At 42.0% G+C, this 15,054-nt stretch carries 14 protein-coding genes; 8 read left to right on the top strand and 6 right to left on the bottom strand.

Features of this window, described 5'->3' with window-relative positions; genetic code table 11:
* Positions 1 to 32: 32 nt before the first annotated feature.
* Positions 33 to 662 (bottom strand): SDR family NAD(P)-dependent oxidoreductase, encoded by a 630-nt coding sequence (locus GVN20_RS27685; protein ID WP_166561452.1) that lies wholly within the window; start codon positions 660 to 662, stop codon positions 33 to 35.
* Between the two features lie 526 nt (positions 663 to 1,188).
* On the opposite strand from GVN20_RS27685, the gene glgP reads away from it, so the two are divergent.
* Both glgP and GVN20_RS27675 read left to right on the top strand, forming a co-directional pair.
* Positions 1,189 to 2,853, top strand: coding sequence for an alpha-glucan family phosphorylase (glgP, locus tag GVN20_RS27680; RefSeq protein WP_166561451.1), 1,665 nt, complete (start codon positions 1,189 to 1,191; stop codon positions 2,851 to 2,853).
* Between the two features lie 33 nt (positions 2,854 to 2,886).
* Positions 2,887 to 3,327, top strand: coding sequence for a pyridoxamine 5'-phosphate oxidase family protein (locus tag GVN20_RS27675; protein ID WP_166561450.1), 441 nt, complete (start codon positions 2,887 to 2,889; stop codon positions 3,325 to 3,327).
* Here GVN20_RS27675 and GVN20_RS27670 read toward each other — a convergent pair.
* Entirely contained in the window at positions 3,324 to 3,644 is a 321-nt protein-coding gene (locus GVN20_RS27670; protein WP_166561449.1) for a thioredoxin family protein, read from the bottom strand. The two genes, GVN20_RS27675 and GVN20_RS27670, sit on opposite strands and share 4 nt — an antisense overlap.
* Positions 3,645 to 4,035: 391 nt before the next feature.
* Here GVN20_RS27670 and GVN20_RS27665 point away from each other — a divergent pair, with 391 nt between their 5' ends.
* The 4 genes from GVN20_RS27665 to GVN20_RS27650 all read left to right on the top strand — a co-directional run bounded on the left by GVN20_RS27665 (position 4,036) and on the right by GVN20_RS27650 (position 8,441).
* A complete protein-coding gene (locus tag GVN20_RS27665) occupies positions 4,036 to 5,412 on the top strand; it encodes a PAS domain-containing sensor histidine kinase (RefSeq protein WP_229599214.1) in 1,377 nt (458 codons plus the stop codon).
* Complete coding sequence (locus GVN20_RS27660; protein ID WP_166561447.1) at positions 5,390 to 6,451, top strand: response regulator; 1,062 nt, start codon at positions 5,390 to 5,392, stop codon at positions 6,449 to 6,451. The genes GVN20_RS27665 and GVN20_RS27660 overlap by 23 nt, the downstream gene beginning before the upstream one ends.
* A 156-nt stretch (positions 6,452 to 6,607) precedes the next feature.
* A complete protein-coding gene (locus GVN20_RS27655; protein ID WP_166561486.1) occupies positions 6,608 to 7,372 on the top strand; it encodes a LytTR family DNA-binding domain-containing protein in 765 nt (254 codons plus the stop codon).
* 19 nt (positions 7,373 to 7,391) lie between these two features.
* Entirely contained in the window at positions 7,392 to 8,441 is a 1,050-nt protein-coding gene (locus tag GVN20_RS27650) for a sensor histidine kinase (RefSeq protein ID WP_166561446.1), read from the top strand.
* A 120-nt stretch (positions 8,442 to 8,561) separates the two neighbouring features.
* On the opposite strand, the gene GVN20_RS27645 is transcribed toward GVN20_RS27650, so the two are convergent.
* On the bottom strand, positions 8,562 to 9,749 hold the full coding sequence (locus GVN20_RS27645; protein ID WP_166561445.1) for a tyrosine-type recombinase/integrase: 1,188 nt from the start codon (positions 9,747 to 9,749) through the stop codon (positions 8,562 to 8,564).
* Between the two features lie 544 nt (positions 9,750 to 10,293).
* Here GVN20_RS27645 and GVN20_RS27640 point away from each other — a divergent pair.
* Positions 10,294 to 11,151 (top strand): sugar phosphate isomerase/epimerase, encoded by an 858-nt coding sequence (locus tag GVN20_RS27640; RefSeq protein ID WP_166561444.1) that lies wholly within the window; start codon positions 10,294 to 10,296, stop codon positions 11,149 to 11,151.
* A 62-nt stretch (positions 11,152 to 11,213) separates the two neighbouring features.
* Entirely contained in the window at positions 11,214 to 12,557 is a 1,344-nt protein-coding gene (locus GVN20_RS27635) for a Gfo/Idh/MocA family protein (RefSeq protein WP_114464396.1), read from the top strand.
* A gap of 146 nt (positions 12,558 to 12,703) precedes the next feature.
* On the opposite strand, the gene araD1 is transcribed toward GVN20_RS27635, so the two are convergent.
* The 3 genes from araD1 to GVN20_RS27620 all read right to left on the bottom strand — a co-directional run bounded on the left by araD1 (position 12,704) and on the right by GVN20_RS27620 (position 14,867).
* Entirely contained in the window at positions 12,704 to 13,660 is a 957-nt protein-coding gene (araD1, locus tag GVN20_RS27630; RefSeq protein ID WP_166561443.1) for an AraD1 family protein, read from the bottom strand.
* Between the two features lie 117 nt (positions 13,661 to 13,777).
* On the bottom strand, positions 13,778 to 14,209 hold the full coding sequence (locus tag GVN20_RS27625) for an SRPBCC family protein (RefSeq protein WP_166561442.1): 432 nt from the start codon (positions 14,207 to 14,209) through the stop codon (positions 13,778 to 13,780).
* A 73-nt stretch (positions 14,210 to 14,282) separates the two neighbouring features.
* Positions 14,283 to 14,867, bottom strand: a complete 585-nt coding sequence (locus tag GVN20_RS27620; RefSeq protein WP_166561441.1) for a Crp/Fnr family transcriptional regulator — start codon at positions 14,865 to 14,867, stop codon at positions 14,283 to 14,285.
* Positions 14,868 to 15,054 lie beyond the last annotated feature (187 nt).

Below are 15,054 nucleotides of genomic sequence, written 5' to 3'. Positions count from 1 at the left end.
AACGAAATTAAAATACTATACCAGTACGGCCCCTAATTATGTCTTAAATCCAAATCATCCAACGACGTATAAGACAGGGAATACTTCTGCGAATTCAGGATATTGAGCTCGATGAGACTTTCTTGGATAGTATTTTGAAATACCTCAATGAGCGAAAAAATAAGTGGTTTATCGAAGTTATGCGTCGAAAACCGGATGTTGCGAGCGCGGTTTATTGTTGAGATAAAATGCATTATTTTCCCCGTATTTTGTGCCATCATTTCTTTCAGAAAAAGAATGGTTAAGGGGTGCTTTAAAAAAGCATTGGTGGTTGGGATGCCATCTTTTCCGTAGAAACTACTGGTATGTTTTAGGGAAGGGTTTTGATCTAGGTGTTCGATTTCTTCGTTATTGATTAATAGCTCAATGGTCAAATTTTGTTCTTTTACTTCCCTATAAAGCTCATACGAGGCCGATTCGGGGGTTAAATCTTTGTTAATGCAAACCGTGTGGGTGGAAGGAAACTCCTCTTGAATGGTGTTACATGCTTTTTCTAATAAATCTGGTTTGGTGTCTACCAAAACCAAACTGTATCCTTCTCGCGCCAGAATGCGCGCAAAAGATTCGCCAATTTTACCCGTAGCCCGGGTGATGAGGGCATATATTAACGTCGAATTTTTCATTTTTTATCCGTTTGAAAGTTATCAATTGGCCAAAAATCTATTTTTATAACCAGTTTATCTCATTATAAAAGCGGCGTAAAAAATGTTCGATATATATTGAAGTTTTATGTTTAATATGATTTAAGATGGGTTTTCCCATTAGAGATTATTTCCCCACATAAATTTTCGTACTCAGTCAAAAAACCATAAAACTAACCTTAATTGGCTGGTTTTATGGTTTTTAAATCATCAGAGAGTGGGTAAAATATTCCTCATTGCGCAATGAAATCCCCATGTTAAGCCCCTTTTTTATGCTGAATATCGAGAAGAATGAGGCCAAATAAAGTTTGGATGGATAGCTCGAAGCCCTGTTAAATAAACGATAAATTGAATTTAGTACTTCTCAAAAAACTGATTTTTAGAAGTGAGAAAAATCAGTTTTTTCGGTGATTAGCTTCATGTGAAGGAAGTTTCTATTTTAGTAATTTACTTTTCTGAAAATCGAATTTGGACACTTTTACCAGTTTCAAACCTGTGCCAAAATAGCATGAGTACTTATTCATTATCAGGTTTCGCGGACGATTTCATTGGCTTTACGGCCGAGTATTCTAAGCGCGTTGCGTATTTTTCGATGGAATTTGCCATTCATCAACCCTTAAAAACGTACTCAGGAGGGTTGGGCTTTTTGGCGGGCTCGCACCTGCGGGGGGCCTATGCGCTTAAGCAAAACCTTATCGGAGTTGGTATTTTATGGAAGTACGGCTACTATGATCAAATCAGAAAAGCTGACCAGACCATGGATGTTTTGTTTATGGAGAAACATTATGGTTTTCTCGTAAAACTAAATGTTACGGTGCAGGTGCTGATTAACAATGCACCCGTGTGGGTGGGGGCGTACTATTTGCCCCCTTCGGTGTTTGGAACTGCCCCCCTTTTTCTGCTGACCACAGACTTGCCACAAAATGATTATTTGGCCCAAACCATTACGCACCGACTTTATGACCCCAATCCAGAAACCCGAATTGCGGCTTATACGGTACTGGGTATTGGGGGCGCAAAGTTGCTAGATGCCCTCAATTTAACACCTGAGGTATATCATTTGAATGAAAGCCACCCCTTGCCGTTGGCTTTTTATTTGTATTCAAAATTCAGCAGCGTTGAGTTGGTCAAAGAGCGCGTTGTTTTTACCACGCACACACCCGAAGAAGCCGGCAATCCGCAGTCGGATATTCGCTTACTTGACCGCATGGGTTTTTTTTACTATTTGCCTTTAGACAAAGTAAGGAGTTTGACGGGGGTAGAGGGAGATTCTTTCAATCATGCGTTGGGTGCTTTACGACTGGCTCGACTCAGTAATGCCGTCTCAGCGATGCACGAGAAAATAAGTAAATCTATTTGGCAACACACGGCAGACATAAGCCCGATTATTCACATTACCAACGCCCAAAGTCAGGTGTATTGGGTGGATAATTCTTTCATTGAAGCCGCAAAAACGGGTAATGATGAATTCTTAAAGAAAAAAAAAGCGGATTGGAAAAAGGAGTTGTTTGAAGTGGTAGCCGACCAAACGGGCGAAATATATGACCCCAACATCCTGACGATTGTTTGGGCAAGAAGACTGACAGGATACAAACGAGCCGATTTATTGCTCAATGACTTGGAGCGCTTCGAGCGTTTGATTTCCAATACCCGCTATCCCATCCAATTGATTTGGGCGGGTAAGCCTTACCCTTATGATTATGTAGGCATTAGCCAATTTGACCGACTTGTGCATTTGTCAAAGCGCTACGTAAACTGCTCTGTTTTGGTAGGTTACGAGTTGTCATTGTCAAAAATGCTAAAAAGGGGAGGAGACGTGTGGTTGAATACGCCGCGCATCACTCACGAAGCCTCAGGAACCAGCGGCATGACGGCCATTATGAACGGTGCGTTGATGTGTTCAACGAACGATGGCTGGGTACCTGAATTTGCCTTGAACGGCCAGAATGCATTTATATTACCTGAAGCCGACGTAAACAACCCGACCCACGAGCAAGATGATTTTGATGCCAAAAACCTGTTTGAATACCTTGAAAACAAGATTTTGCCGCTTTATTACGAAACCCCCGATGCTTGGTGGACCATTGTAAAAGCGGGAATCAATGAAATAAGCCCGCGTTTTGATGCGCTTCGGTTGGCGACGGAGTATTACGAACGACTTTATAAGTCATAATTTGATACAACCTATTACAAAAAACCATCTACCATGCTGACTGAACTTTCAACGGAAATTATAGACCACATGCTGCACAATCAATATTTCGGGCGAATTGGCTGCTCGGCTGAAAATAGGATTTTGATAGAACCAGTCATGTTTTTTTACGATGGGCTTTACATTTACGGTATTACGCGGGCAGGAACCAAAATTGATATGGTAAAAAAAAATCCGAATGTAGCTTTCGAAATTGATGAAATGATTAACCCTGGCGTTTGGCAAAGTGTTTTGATTGAAGGAGAGTTTGAGGAATTACATGATGAACTGCGCGACTCCGCCCTTTATTTGCTCAAAAACCGAAAAGTGCCAGTGTTTGCCAATGAAAAACCTGGAACTTTAAATCAAACATCAACTGAAACCGAGAAAACAGTGCACCCTATCGTGTACCGAATTCATATCAAATCAAAAGCAGGCCGTAGTCTCAGGCTCTAGTCGGTCAACTGATTTTTTACCGCTTTGATAATTGTCTGGGCATCTGTCATACCGACTTGACGCCAAACTTCAACGCCTCGCTGCACTAGTACAAAGGTGGGAGTTTTGAAGATGTCAAAACTCTTAACAATTCCAGGATACGTCATTTCATCAATTTTGAAGACATGAACACTAGTACCCAGCAGATTTTGTAGCAAATCGGCTAAGGAGTCTAGCGAAGCAATTAAGGTGTTTTCTCCCGGTGCTGAAGGCATAAAAATAAGTAAATCAGCGGACTGCGAGGGAATCTGAATCGGATGCGAAACCGTGAACTCCATGCCTGCTTATTTTTAAAATAAAAACGAATCATTAACTTGGGCAAAGGTAGTGATTTCTCGCCCCTCGAAATTGATTTTGGTCAACTCTGCCCCTGTGTTTTACCCGCGCCTTCTTCGTTATAATATCGTTTTTAGATAGAAATTTCTGAAAAATACCACTTGAAAATCAAGGAATATGCTTTTTAATGACTTATCGAATTTACTCTTTGAACAGGAAAATGATTTCTTAGGAATTTATGATCTACAACGATTTCATTTTCTACGGATTAATCATTCTGGGATAAGATTAATGGGCTTTTCGGGGAATCAAAAATTTTCAGATTTCAAGGATCCTTGGTTTCGTGCGGCGCATGATGAAGATACAGAGATTGCTACAAAAATAGCAAAGCTCATGGAATCGGAGCATCATTATGAAGAAGTTGAGGTAAAGTGCCTTTCGGGGCAGGTATTTCGGGGTGGTATTACAATTACGCTTATCCGAGGTACAAATAACGCCTTGGTTCGAATTGTCAATCTGAATCGATTGTATGAAGCTGAACTTGCCCTTTTGCAATCTATCCGTCAATATGAAACCATTGTTTCGAATGCGACCATCGGAATCATCGTTTGTAATGAAAATGGACAGATTATTTCGGCCAATAAAATGGCAGAAAAACTGTTCCACTATTCGGAGGATGAATTTACGACAATGGACATTGAACAATTGATACCCTCCGACCGCATCGATGTACACCGGCAACACCGCAAAAACTTTAACGTCAACCCCCAAACGCGGGAAATGGGGAACGGGTATGACCTGAGAGCCGTCACTAAAGAGGGCGTTGACTTCCCCGTTGAGGTAAGCCTAAGTTACTTTCGCCTGAATGATGAGCTGTATGCCATCGCTTTTATTAACAACATTATCTTTAAGAAAGAAGCCAAGCTGCAACTGAAGGCCCAACATGAACTGATTAACCAACTTAACGTTGAGCTGGAACAAAAGGTGGCCAATCGAACCCACGCCCTCATTAACACGCTCCGACAACTTGAAAAATCTAAAGAAGAACTCGCAAAAGCCTTGGACAGGGAACGTGAATTGGGTGCTTTAAAATCGCGTTTTGTTTCATTGGCTTCCCATGAGTTCAGAACACCATTAACGGCGATTTTAACCTCCACAACATTGGTTGAAAAGTACGTCGACAGAGCTAATCAGGATAAAATCCACAAACATTTGGTGAGAATTCGTGCATCGGTAAACCACCTCAACGAAATCCTAGAAGAGTTTTTATCCTTGGGCAGGTTAGAAGAGGGAAAAGTAGAAATTCATACCGACCGCGTAAACTTGGCCCAACTAGTGGATGAAATTATGGAGGTGATGCAAGGGATATTGAAGCCAGGACAGACGATTAAGTCTCATTTTTCTCCTACCGATATCATCATTATTGATGCTACGCTGTTGCGTAATATCATTCTGAATCTTCTGACAAATGCCGCAAAATACTCTGATTCTGAATCGAGCATTACGGTGGAGGGAGCTTGTAAAGACGGTCTGCTGACACTTACCGTGCAGGATAGCGGTATCGGCATTTCGGAAGAAGACCAAAAACATTTATTTGAACGTTTCTTCAGAGCCAAAAACGCCGCCAATATTTCTGGTACTGGGTTGGGGTTACATATTGTAAATCAATACGTTAATCTTTTGGGAGGACATATTACACTGACCAGTGTCTTGAATCAAGGAACGACCGTTACCATAACCTTACCTTATGAAAACCATTTTGTTGATTGAAGACAACGAAATCATTCGTGAAAATACCGCCGATATTCTTGAATTGGCTGGTTATCAGGTTTATGTGGCCGAGAATGGAAAAGTTGGCGTAGAGAAAGCCATTGCCGTTAAGCCCGATTTAGTGATTTGTGATATTATGATGCCTGTATTGGACGGCTACGGAGTGTTGCAAATTTTCAACCAAAATCCTGAACTGGCGGGAACCCCTTTTATCTTTTTGACGGCCAAAACTGAACGCACTGATTTGCGCAAAGGCATGGATTTGGGGGCAGATGATTATTTGATGAAACCCTTTGACGAAAGTGATTTACTGCGGTCTATTGAGGTTCGATTGAACAAGATTGCTCATCTCAAACCGTCGGCTAATCCCGTACCTGTTCCCCCTGTGCAGGAGGATAATCTAAACCGTTTTTTACAGGAGACATACCATGAAGGTAAATTTCAAAGCTTCATAACCGACAGAAAGCCGCACGTTATCCCCAAAAAGCAATACGTTTATTTGGAGGGCGATGAGCCTATTCGATTGTTTTATCTCAAATCAGGGCAAGTAAAAACTGTTCGTATCAATGGTGACGGCAAAGAGTTTATTACGGGGCTTTATCATCCTGGCGATTTCTTTGGGTATCTTTCCTTATTTATGCACACCGATTACACCGATTCGGCCGTGACCCTTGTTGACTCAGAATTAATTTATATTCCTAAAGCTGATTTCTTAAAAGTGATATCTGATGATTTGGAGGTAAGCCTAAAATTTATCAAGTTGATGTCTAGCCGCGTAAGTGACCACGAAAAAAAACTGCTTGGAATGGCTTACAATTCTTTGCGCCGCCGCGTAGCTGATACGTTGCTGGTGTTACAGGCCCAACAACCCGAAAGCGCAATTCAGCTTTCCCGCGAAAATCTGGCCGCGATGATTGGTACGACGTCTGAATCGCTGATTCGAACGCTCAGTGAATTCAAGCATGATGGTTTTATCGAAGTCACCCCTCAGGGTTTTCGGGTGGTGCAACCAGATAAACTGCGCATCAACGTTCGGTAACGAATTTTAAGACTTTACTGACTCTCAAGTATTAAACGTCCTTCAATTCAAGTGAGTTTTCATTTATTTTACTGGCATTTTTTAACACTTCAATCATTCCACTATTTACTGTTGCGGTAATTTTGTGTCATTTTACATTCTCAAATGAACAAATCCATGAACGTGCTTATCGTTGAAGATGAACCCTTAGCAGTACAAAAATTATCAAAATTGCTGCTTGAAGTTGCTCCTGAACTCAGAATTTCTGGTATAACTGACGGTATTGAAAGCACCGTTGAATGGCTGCAAGCCAACCCAAATCCTGATTTGATTTTAATGGACATTGAACTGTGCGATGGGCAAAGTTTTGAGATTTTCAACCAAATGGAGGTAAAAAGTCCGGTTATTTTTACCACATCTTACGATGAATATGCCATTCAGGCTTTTCGGGTAAACAGCGTCGATTATCTGCTTAAACCCATAAAGAAAGAAGAACTCGAAAGGGCGTTGCGAAAATATGAGCAGATAAACAGTGCCCAAACGCAAACGATTGATATTTCTAAACTGGTTTCGGAGTTGCAGCGTCATAACCAACTCCGTGAGTATCGTTCCCGGTTTTTGGTAAAACTCGGACAACGGCTGATTCCAGTTGAAATCACGGATATTTCTTATTTTTACACTGAAGAAGGGATTACTTTTTTAATGACCCGCGACCGGGTTAAACATTTGATTGACTACACCCTTGATGAACTCGAACAACAACTCGATCCTAAATACTATTTCAGAATCAATCGTCAGTATATTTTGGGAATAAAATCGGTGGTTCAAATTCATAATTATTTTAATGGAAAACTTAAACTGGACCTAAAACCTTCCGTCGAGAAAGAAGTAACGGTAAGCCGTGAACGTGTGGGCGATTTTAAAGAATGGATGGGCAAATAGGGGCATCAACTGGAAATTGATGAAAAAACTCAACGATAAATGGACCCGTTTGGCGGGTGTTCCGCTTATTGCTCTTTTTGGGCAATGGGTCATGTACGGTTACACCAATGTGCCTTACGCAGATGACTGGAAAATCCCTTTTTTCTTTGTTATAGGGGCGGTTTTTGTGTGGGAAGTAAACCGCATCGGGATTATTTATTCACGCCGAAAATTTCCAGAACTCATTCATACCCGCCAACGTATTTTGTATCAAGCTGTTTGGTTTACCATTGGCTCTTTTGCGGTTCGGGTGGTACAAACGTATTTTTATCAACTGTTTGCTGTGTGGGACTATGTAGATTATACCCATTTCAAGCCCTATTTTTTCAATGCTTTGGTGTCATTAGTCGGCACGATTCAGATTGCTACGGTTTTTGAGGGCTTTTATTTGTATCGTTTATGGCAGGTTTCTTACAAAGAAGCACAGGAATTAAAAAAGGCCAATTTACAAAGCCAACTTGATTCGTTGAAGGCCCAGATTAACCCACATTTTTTGTTTAACAGTTTAAATTCTATTTCGTCTCTGGTGCATTCAAGTCCAGAAAAAGCCAGTGACTTTATCGACGAACTTTCGTCGGTTTATCGCTATTTACTGCGGGAAAACAACCGTGAATTGTGTGCTTTGGAGGAAGAAATAGCGTTTATAAAAGCGTATTTTAATCTTCTCAAAACCCGTCACGGAAAAGGGATTGAACTTAGTATTGATATTCCAAAACAGTATTCGTACTTTCTTATTCCACCCTTGACGCTTCAATTATTGTTTGAAAATGCCGTAAAACACAATATTGTTTCTGCTTCCAAACCTCTGCATATTCGGATTTATGCGGCTGAAAATACTTTGTGTGTTGAGAATAACCTTCAAAAAAAGCGTCTAGCTGTTGCTTCAAATAAAATTGGTCTCAATAATATCATGGCGAAGTATCAACTTCTGAATCAGCCCGCCGTTTCGGTGTTTCAGGAAGAAACCAAGTTTCAGGTGATACTTCCGCTTATTGAACCTAATTTTGCTTATGAGCTTGTTCACCGTTGATTCGTTATGATTTGATTTTATATCGTTATTATTTCGTTTTTATATTAAAAACATATCAAACAACTGTTTTCTATCTTATTTGAAGAATAAAACGGTTTGCGACTTTGCGTGAGTACCTATCTAGTCAGGCATTTTGTTTAGATAGTCTTTCTCCGTTTGTTTTTTTATATAAAACTGAGTGGTTTCAAACAACTCATGCCTTAAATGCCGCTGAACGTGAATCGGTTCAACACCTTTTTCAATCAACAATTGCCCCACTGTATGACGCAAACTATGAGCCGAAATTTTGGGTCTTTTCAGTCCCAGAGCTTTCAAGTATTTATCGACCCGATAGCGAATTTGTGCAGTTTTTAAATCTGGAAAAAGGGGGGTATTTTTGGTGGCTTGTTTGCCTATATACATACTATATTGGCGCAGCGCCTCTGCACAAGTTTCAAAGAGTTTAATGACTTTTTTGGTATGTTTTCCTTTTCCTAATACCCACAATTGACCGCGCTCCAAATCAAAATCACCAACCTGCAACCTACATACCTCGACCGTTCGGAGGCCTTCGATACCCAATAACGCAACAATGGCACGGTCGGTGGGATTTTGGATGGAGGCAAGCAAGTCCGCACGCTCGGTTTCGTTCAAACTTTCCTTGTAGAAACCCCGCTCAATTCTCAGTCCACGGATACCCGAAATTTCGTGTAAGTCTTCCAATTGTTCCAGCGACAGCCCCAACCGAGAGCGATTTTTGATGACCCAAACCGTCAATTGTTTAATCACCGATAAATAAAAATTGATGGTAAAAGCAGATAAGTTTTTGGTCCGCAGAAAGTTAACGTATTGCCCAACGGTCCGACTGGAAAAAGAGGCAGGCCGACCAGACATGGTTTCTGTTTCGATGTATTCAAAAAAAGCGTTTAGGGCTTTGGTATAGTTTTCCCGACTTTGGTCACCGCGCAAATGGGTGGCATCGTTGAGATAACCCAAAATCAGTTCGTTGGCAGCCGGCGAAATTTTACTCGTAGTGGGCGGGTCCAAGACAACTTGCGGCTGGCCTTGTTCGGCATAAAACTTCAAAAACTTACGAACGGGCGAAACCAGATTCCCTTTTTTTCCAGCAGCGTAAAAACTAAGGCTGACGGCATCCATGCCAAAGTGATTGTGTAGGCAATACTCAACATAGGCACGGGCAATGCGCGGGTAGTTGTTGGGCTTTTTTAAAGAAGCCTCAAAATAATTAATCAATTGACTGACAGTTAACACCACTGTACCCACTGACGGCGTTATCTCTTGCCTAGGCGAAATCTGTTGAAGCTTCATGGATTTGATTCAATCATTTTAAAGATATGTATATTTTCAACGTTGTACAAACGATGTTTTGCGTTAATTGTTGAAAATTAACTATTTTTATCAAACCATTTCAACAGCGGATGGATTTATAGAGGTACAGCTACCCTGAAAATCAAATTCCACGATTTTTAGCAAATCCCCCGTAGCCATTCGGCCTTACTACCCATGAGGGACAAAGCACTACTTAAAAAAATATTTTTGAATTATTAGAAAAAATTTCCCGACTTACAGACCTATTCGATTATTGGGGGTATTCATTCATACTCTGCAAGTTACGCATCACGCAGATAGTCAATAGCTTACGTTAACCTTTTAACGAAAACGTTTGCGTAAGCAACACCCTCTCACTCATTCAACCCATAATAGAAAATGCCAGTAAGTAGAGAAAAACAAGCCCCTTCTTTAAAAAAATAAGGAGTTGCTCAAACGGCATATTCCCAAAAGTACACTTTAGCATTGATTAAAGAACCCAAAAAACCATCAACCGTGCGCAGGCACATAATACTCCACTTTCATGACCAACCGTAGATCATTCCTTAAAAATGCCGTGGGAACCATCGCTTTGGCGAGCCCAGCAGCGGCTTCCTTTGGCGCATCTCAAACCAACGCTCAGGCCAACGAAGACCTGTTTAAATTGGGAATTGCTGGCTACAGTTTCGTGCATTTCAAGCTGGATCAAGCCCTCGAAATGATGAAAAAAGTGGACGTTCACTACCTGTGTATCAAAGACTTCCATTTGCCCTTTAATAGCACCGCCGAGCAGATTACGACTTTTCACGAAACCCTAAAAAAATCTGGGGTAACGGGCTACGCCGTGGGGCCCATTTATATGAAAACAACGCAAGAAATCGACAACGGCTTCGATTATGCGCGGCGTGTGGGAGTAAAACTCATCGTTGGGGTTCCCAATGAAGACCTTTTGCCTTACATTGACAAAAAAGTGAAAGAGTATGACATGCGTTATGCGATTCACATTCACGGCCCCGACATTAAACTTTGGCCCAATGCCTCGTCGGTGATTGATGCCGTTAAAAATCTTGATCCGCGTATCGGTCTTTGTTTTGACATGGGCCACGACATGCGCTTTGGGGATGATCCTATTGCAGATTTAGAAAAATACAACAAACGGATTTTTGATATTCACCTTAAAAACGTAACTGCCGCTTCAAAAGACGGGAAAACCTGCGAATTAGGCCGTGGGGTAATTGATGTTCCTGCGTTTGTGGCTATGCTTCGCAAGGTAAAATACGACGGCTGTTGCAGTCTGGAATACGAAAAAGACATGAAAGACCCGTTGGCGGGCATTGCCGAGTCGGTAGGGTACTTCAAAGGGGTTTGTGAAGCCTCCAAAAAAGGCAAACGCAAAGTGTAGACATAATCATTGGGTTCAAATAATCTATATTGCTAACAGACAAGTATTTAACCAAATTTAAAATGGAAAATTCGAGGAGAGAATTTATAAAGAAAGCTGCACTCAGCACCGCTGGCTTAACCTTTGGCGGGTTGGCAAACGGCATGTCGGCCAAAAGTTACGCCAAAATCATCGGGGCCAACGACCGCATCAACCTTGCTATTTTGGGCTTAGGGCGACGTTTAGGGGCTTATTATGAGCCTATTGGCCTCAAAAGCAGCAACGTAGAGTTGATTTATTTGTGCGATGTCATGAAAAAACAGCGCGAATCAGCGGCCCAAAAATTTTCAAAGCACATTACTTATGCGCCAAAATTAGAAAATGATTTCCGCAAAATATACGCTGATAAACAAGTAGATGCCATCATAAACGCAACTCCCGACCACTGGCACGCCCCGGGTACGTGGATGGCCGTGCAGGCTGGGAAGCACGTCTATGTCGAAAAACCTTGTAGCCATAACCCTCGTGAAGGTGAAATTTTGGCAGAATGCCAGAAAAAATACGGTAAAGTGATTCAAATGGGCAATCAGCAACGTTCGTCGTTGGAGTCGATTGATATCATTAACCAAATCCATAATGGTGCCATCGGAACCGCCTACAAAGCCGTGGCTTTCTACGCCGCCTCACGCGGTGAGGTTCCTGTTCCTAAAAAATCACCCGTTCCCGATGGTTTGGATTGGGAATTGTTTCAAGGGCCAGCACCTCGCAGAGAATACACGCACGACACTTGGGATTATAACTGGCACTGGTACGGCTGGGATTATGGTACTGCCGAAAGCGGCAACAACGCCACCCATGAGTTAGACGTGGCGCGTTGGGCTTTGCAGGTAGAATTCCCAGAATTTGTCATGGTGGAGGCCGCCAAACGCTCTTTCTTGGACGACGGTTGGACCATGTATGATACCATGGATGCAATGTTCCGCTTTCCTGGAAATAAAGTAATCAAATGGGATGGGAAAAGCCGCAACGGTCACAAAACCTACGGCAGCGACCGAGGAACGGTTATTTATGGAAGTAACGGAAGCGTGTACGTTGACCGCGACGGCTATAAATTATTCAGTCGCGACGGCAAAGTAATCAAAGACAGCAAGTCAACTGGCTCAGAAGCAGGCACGGCCTTGGGCGGTGGCGGCGACATGACCACGCGCCACGTGGTCAATTTCTTTGACGCTGTACGGGGTAAGGCAAAACAAGCCTCACCCATCGACGAGGGAGCTAAAAGCACCTTGCTTTGTCACTTAGCCAACATTGCATATCGTACCAACAAATCTTTTGAAGTTGACCCTCAAAACGGCCATATCCGCGACCGCGACGCCATGAAACTCTGGGGACGTGAGTACGAAAAAGGCTGGGAACCAAAGATTTAAGGCAATTAAGGCCATTATTCAACGCGTCAAATCAAAGAAATTATTCTTTGGTTTGACGCGTTTGTTGTTTCAGATTGAAAATCAGGGATGGGTGTATTTTTTCAGTAATTCATTTTACTGAGCTTATTGAGTAAAATAAATTCTTATTATTTTTCGATAATCAATCGGTTGCGTAAAGGCTTTCCAAAACCTTCCGCCGTGATTTCAAAAATATCGCCTTCTTGGGTTTCGATGGCGTCAGCAAAGCTTAACACCGACGTTCCAAAAAAGTGAACATGCACATCTCCAGGCTGCCTAAACAATTTGTGTTTAAAATGATGGTGCTCCAAATTGGCCAAATTATGGCTCATGTGTGCCTCGCCCGTCAAAAATTCTTTTTCCCAAAACACTTTATCATCACGAATAATACGACTGGTTCCAGTGACCGATTCGGGAAGGTTGCCTAACAACAACTCTGGCCCGTAGGAGCAATTTCTCAGTTTGGAATGAGCCAAATAAAGGTAGTTGATACGCTCCATTTTGTGGTCTGAAAACTCATTTCCCACCGCAAAACCGATACGCTGCGGAGTACCTTGCGCATCCACAATGTACAAACCCACCATTTCGGGCTCTTCGCCACCGTCCATTCCAAACGCTGGTGACGTTAACTCCTCGCCCGGATTAACCGCCATCAGACCATTTCCCTTGAAAAACCATTCGGGTTGAGAGGCTGGAATACCCGCTTGCATTTTCCCGTTTTCTACTCCCATCTTAAATATTTTCATCGAATCGGTAAGCTCGGTCACGTTGGTTTTATCGTGCATCGCGTTGCGGGAAGCGGCACTACCTAAGTGCGTCAACCCCGTGCCAGAAATCCACGTATGATAAGGGTCTGGATGGGTCAACGGCGGCAAAAGTTTATTTGTCTTTACTAAAGTTTCATAATCAACATACTGTTTTCCAGCCAATTCTGTTGCTCTCTCTTCCAGGCTTAGATTGTTTTTAACAGCATCATGAAACAAATAGTAGACGGAATGTATGTCCGACAAAACTTGAATTTTGTCCTCTCCGACAATGCCAACACGGGGTTGGTTATCCGAATTTATAAACTGAATTAGTCGCATTGCAATAGTAGGCTTTAAAAGGTTCGTTATCGTTTATTTACATAATGATTATTAACCCAAAAATTACTCATTGCGCCAAAATTCTCCCCATTTGGTAGGGTATTTACCACGAAAAGACTATTTTTCACATTCTTTTTTCAGCATTTCTAGCCAAAACTGCATATCTTTTTCAAGGTCTTTGTTCATTTTGTTCTTAAATAACAACACTAGCCACCCTTCCATGCTTTCTTCAACGTTTACCAGAGTTCCGCCAGTTTGAACAGATAAATACCAATTATGAATGGCCGCACCGCCAAAGGTGGTCCCGCTCCATCCAAAGCTTTTATTGATTTCGACGGTGTGCAGTATCGATTTGATTTTTGCCCCATTTACTTTCCAATCAAACCGTACGCCCACGCTTGGAGTTTGGGCTACATAGGCTTGGGTAATTTTGTCGTTCCAGTTTACCCAATGATTGATGTCGGTCAATACGGCCCATACCTTTTCGGGTGCGGCATAAATCATGATTTGTTTTGCTTGTTTGACGGGCGCATGTGGGTTGATTTTCATTGTCTTACTTATTTTTTGCGTTGATTGATGATACAAAGGTCGCGCCCATTCATATCATCTCTCTTGACAAAAATCAAGAAGTGCGTTTGGCCAATTTATTTCTGATTCGGCTGAAAGTTTCGGGGGTCATGCCGAGCATCGAAGCCAAATACTGCAACGGTACCAGGTTGAACAACTCACGATGATGGGTAAAAAACAGTTCGTAACGCTCTTCGCTCGTCAAAGACAGGTGCGTCACGATGCGTTGCTCCAGAATCGTAAAGCAACGGGCAATAAACAGCTTCTCCAATTCGGGCCATTGAGGTATTTTTTGGCCGATTTGGGCGTAATCTTTCTGGTGAATGACCAATAATTCACAATCTGAGAGGGCTTGAAGATTCCAACGGGCGGGAGCACGAAACAAAAAAGCAGCAATATCAACTACAAAATAACCTGAGGTCGAAATCCATTTGGTCACTTCTCGACCTTGCTCTTCGATGAGGTATTCGCGCATGATGCCCGATTGCACAAACCCCATTTTATCACATTTTGCCCCTTCTTTCAGAAAATATTCTCCTTTTCCTAAAGTCATTGGCTGAAAATAGGAGACGATTTCCGTCACCGTTTCGGGCGGAATTCCAAAATAAGACTGGATGTATTTTTCAAATGCGCTTTCCATTTGTGTGGTCATTAAATGCGGCTATTTTCCGCCAGATAAGTTATTGTTTTTTGCAAAAACATCCTCTTTTCAAGCCTTAATTCAGCATTGAATTTTGATTGATGGTTGAATAAAGAAAACCCCAGTTCACTCCCAAAAAACAGGCGGTTCACTCCTAAAAATGGTTGATTCAGTCCGTAAAAAAAAA

Source organism: Runella sp. CRIBMP (assembly GCF_009905605.1).
Classification (GTDB): Bacteria; Bacteroidota; Bacteroidia; order Cytophagales; family Spirosomataceae; genus Runella.
This window is presented reverse-complemented; position numbering and strand designations above follow the sequence as displayed.

What these genes read in the sequence shown, in the direction of transcription:
- GVN20_RS27645 (WP_166561445.1), bottom strand. Translation starts at nt 9,749, where the DNA reads ATGAAGCTTCAACAGATTTCGCCTAGGCAAGAGATAACGCCGTCAGTG.
- araD1 (WP_166561443.1), bottom strand. Translation starts at nt 13,660, where the DNA reads ATGCGACTAATTCAGTTTATAAATTCGGATAACCAACCCCGTGTTGGC.
- glgP (WP_166561451.1), top strand. Translation starts at nt 1,189, where the DNA reads ATGAGTACTTATTCATTATCAGGTTTCGCGGACGATTTCATTGGCTTT.
- GVN20_RS27665 (WP_229599214.1), top strand. Translation starts at nt 4,036, where the DNA reads ATGGAATCGGAGCATCATTATGAAGAAGTTGAGGTAAAGTGCCTTTCG.
- GVN20_RS27655 (WP_166561486.1), top strand. Translation starts at nt 6,608, where the DNA reads ATGAACGTGCTTATCGTTGAAGATGAACCCTTAGCAGTACAAAAATTA.
- GVN20_RS27620 (WP_166561441.1), bottom strand. Translation starts at nt 14,867, where the DNA reads ATGGAAAGCGCATTTGAAAAATACATCCAGTCTTATTTTGGAATTCCG.
- GVN20_RS27625 (WP_166561442.1), bottom strand. Translation starts at nt 14,209, where the DNA reads ATGAAAATCAACCCACATGCGCCCGTCAAACAAGCAAAACAAATCATG.
- GVN20_RS27660 (WP_166561447.1), top strand. Translation starts at nt 5,390, where the DNA reads ATGAAAACCATTTTGTTGATTGAAGACAACGAAATCATTCGTGAAAAT.
- GVN20_RS27650 (WP_166561446.1), top strand. Translation starts at nt 7,392, where the DNA reads ATGAAAAAACTCAACGATAAATGGACCCGTTTGGCGGGTGTTCCGCTT.
- GVN20_RS27675 (WP_166561450.1), top strand. Translation starts at nt 2,887, where the DNA reads ATGCTGACTGAACTTTCAACGGAAATTATAGACCACATGCTGCACAAT.
- GVN20_RS27640 (WP_166561444.1), top strand. Translation starts at nt 10,294, where the DNA reads ATGACCAACCGTAGATCATTCCTTAAAAATGCCGTGGGAACCATCGCT.
- GVN20_RS27635 (WP_114464396.1), top strand. Translation starts at nt 11,214, where the DNA reads ATGGAAAATTCGAGGAGAGAATTTATAAAGAAAGCTGCACTCAGCACC.
- GVN20_RS27670 (WP_166561449.1), bottom strand. Translation starts at nt 3,644, where the DNA reads ATGGAGTTCACGGTTTCGCATCCGATTCAGATTCCCTCGCAGTCCGCT.
- GVN20_RS27685 (WP_166561452.1), bottom strand. Translation starts at nt 662, where the DNA reads ATGAAAAATTCGACGTTAATATATGCCCTCATCACCCGGGCTACGGGT.